Below are 2743 nucleotides of genomic sequence, written 5' to 3'. Positions count from 1 at the left end.
GTAGAACAGCGGCGCGAGCAGCGCCAGCCACAGCGCCGCGCGCAGCAGGATGGCGCCGAATTTATCCTTCGGTCGCTCGGTCGCGATAGGGGCTGGGGCAGGGTCGGCGGCGGGCACGGCTTCCTCAGACGCGTCGGGCGACCGAGACGGTGAAGATGCCCCACTGGTCGATACGCTGGTCGATCTTCTCGAAGCCGGCGGCCTTCACCAGCTGGTCCATCTCTCCTTGCGTGCGCCGCCGCATCACCCAGGCCTGGCCGCCGCGATGCGAGGTCAGGCTGCGCGCGATCATCTCCAGCTGCGGGTGCCAGGGTTGGTTGGTGTAGATCAGCAGCGCGCCGGGCTGCATGGCGCCGGCCAATCCGCCGAGCGAGCGGGAAATCAGCGCATTGTCCGCAAACAGCTCATAAAGCCCGGAGACGATGGCGAGGTCTGGCGCCGGCTTCAGCCCGGCCAGCATTCCGGTATCGAAGGCGTCGGCCTGGCGGAACGTGACGCTGGTCGGCAGGTTCCGCTCGGCGATCAGCCTGGTTCCGAGCCCGACATTCAACTGGGAATAGTCCTGCAGCCTGACACTTGCCGGAGGCACGGCGCATTTGGCGACGGCATCGAGCACGTAGCGACCATGGCCGGCGGCGATGTCGAGGATATGCACGGGCCGGCCGGCGGCCTTCAGCTGCTCCGTGGCGCTGGCAATCAGCTCTTCCAGATGAAGCTTGCGCTGGCGGATGCCGCGCCAGCCGATGGCATCGAGGAAGGTGCGGTCGACCATGCGGCCGACATGGCTGACGCCGCGCGCCTCGTTCTCATAGACATAGTCGAGCGTGGAGCCGGAATCGAAGCCGGTGGCAATCCCGGTCTTGAGCCCGGTCGAGAACCAGGAGCCCATGCGGATGAAGGCGCGGCTCATCGCCCAGTAGAGGCCCCTGGGCGACAACAGCGGCAGCGGCGAGGCGAGCTTGTCGGCCTCGTCGCGTGTGTAGCCGGCGCGGTCGGCGATAGTCAGATCGGCGGGCTTCTCGGGCGTCGTGTACTGTTTCTCGAGGAATGGCCGGATCAGGTCGAGCGCGAATTTGCGCTCGCGCTCGCCGAGCGTGTCGTGGAAGAACCCGGGCAGCACGTGCCGCTCCTTGGCCGGGCTCGCCAGATTGACAAAGAATTCGTGCTGCGGGCCGTGCCGCACGACCCAGTCGGCGCCCGAGATCAGCAGCTGTGTCGGCACGGTGATCGCGCGCGCATCCGAAACGATGCGGGCGGCATGCGCGTAGAGCTCGACCAGTATGTTGGAGGCGATCGGGCGGGTGATCAGCGGATCGGCGTCGAAGGAGGCGATGCGCTCCGGATCATGAGTGAGGAATTTGGCCTTGACGTAGGAATTGACGAAGAAGCGGCCCTTGAGCTTCTGCCAGAGCGCGATGCCCTCCTTGGCGAAGGGCACGTAGAGCTTGACCGAGAAGGCCGGCGAGGCGAGCACCAGCGCGCGGATGTCGGGCGCGTAGTCATGCACCCAGGCTGCGGCGAGCACCGCCCCGAAGGACTGCGCGATGAGTGCCAGGTCGCGCTGGCCAAATCCGTCACGCGCGATCTCGCGCACGAAGCAGTCGATGTCGCGCACAAGGGCGGCGAAGGACGGCGCGTAGCCGCGCTCGCCTGCCGAGCGCCCGTTGCCGCGCGCGTCCCAGGCATAGAAGGCGTAGCCCGGCATGGCGAGCTCGTCGACCAGATGCGCCATGCGGCCGCCATGCTCGTGGCCGCGATGGAAGAGAAGGACGGCGCCCTTGGACTTGTCACCCACCGCCGGCCAGTAGCGATAGAAGATCTCGGTGCCGTCATGGGTCCTGAAGGTCCGCTCCTCGACCACCCGTTCGACGCTCGTGGGTGCTGCCGCGGCGATATTCTGCTGATGGATCATGGTGTTGCCCCCGAGGTCGGTCATTGCTCGACTGCTCCTCTAAGGCCGCTGCGTATCCGGTTGATGGCGGTCGCCAGCGACAGTGTTGCGAGCGCCGGAAACATGAAAGGCGTGAGCGCCGCCGGCCACAGGCCGAAGGCGACGAGGAAACCGATGACGCCGAGCGCCAGCGCCCGGTCGCTCTTGCCGAAAGGCCCGGCATAGTCGCGCGCCGCCCCCACGGCGATGCCGAGCACACCAGTGAATTCAACGATGACCGCCACGATCGCGAAGGCGACGACGCCCCAGGCCGGGAAGAGGGCGGCGAAGGCGAGGATCAGCGCCAGGTCCGAGACGACGTCGCAGAGTTCGTTGAGATACATGCCGAGTTTTGATGCTTGCCCATGCTCCCGTGCCAGCATGCCGTCGATGGCATTGAGCGCCATGCGTGTAAACAGCACCAGCGGCATCAGCAGGAACACGACGGGATGGGCCGCGAAGACGGCCGTCACCACCCCGGTCGCGACCGAAACGCCGGCGGCGAGAAGCGTGATCTGGTTGGCGGTGACGCCGGCCCCGGCGAGCCGGTCGGCCAGCGGCCTGAGCCTCGCCTGGAAGGCCGGTTTCAACGCGTAAAGCGTCGGCATATGCGATCCCCCAACCGCGTCATAACCCTACGCATGACCCCATGCGCCAAACACCCTGCCACGCCTCCGGCTGGAGACGCAGCACGCTATGAGGATGGTCAATCGGCGGCCAAGACGCAAGGGCGGCGTGCGCGCGCTTGCGACGCGGCTAAAATCTGTTTTGGAAGACCGGCCAGGAGCGGGCGGTACACCATGTGTGTACCAG

General features: G+C 66.7%; 2 protein-coding genes. Both read right to left on the bottom strand.

Going from position 1 to position 2743, the window contains the following annotated elements; translation table 11 throughout:
* Window positions 1-124: 124 nt before the first annotated feature.
* Entirely contained in the window at window positions 125-1936 is a 1812-nt protein-coding gene (locus EN780_RS31550; protein WP_128276223.1) for a bifunctional alpha/beta hydrolase/class I SAM-dependent methyltransferase, read from the bottom strand.
* Entirely contained in the window at window positions 1933-2538 is a 606-nt protein-coding gene (locus tag EN780_RS31545; protein WP_128276222.1) for a CDP-alcohol phosphatidyltransferase family protein, read from the bottom strand. Before EN780_RS31545 ends, EN780_RS31550 begins: the two co-directional genes overlap by 4 nt.
* Window positions 2539-2743 lie beyond the last annotated feature (205 nt).

The sequence above is a fragment of the Mesorhizobium sp. M4B.F.Ca.ET.089.01.1.1 genome (assembly GCF_004022605.1).
In the GTDB taxonomy this organism is placed as follows: Bacteria; Pseudomonadota; Alphaproteobacteria; order Rhizobiales; family Rhizobiaceae; genus Mesorhizobium; species Mesorhizobium abyssinicae.
This window is presented reverse-complemented; position numbering and strand designations above follow the sequence as displayed.

Bases quoted from the DNA above. Each gene is read 5' to 3' on its own strand.
- EN780_RS31545 (WP_128276222.1), bottom strand. From the start codon at position 2,538: ATGCCGACGCTTTACGCGTTGAAACCGGCCTTCCAGGCGAGGCTCAGG.
- EN780_RS31550 (WP_128276223.1), bottom strand. From the start codon at position 1,936: ATGACCGACCTCGGGGGCAACACCATGATCCATCAGCAGAATATCGCC.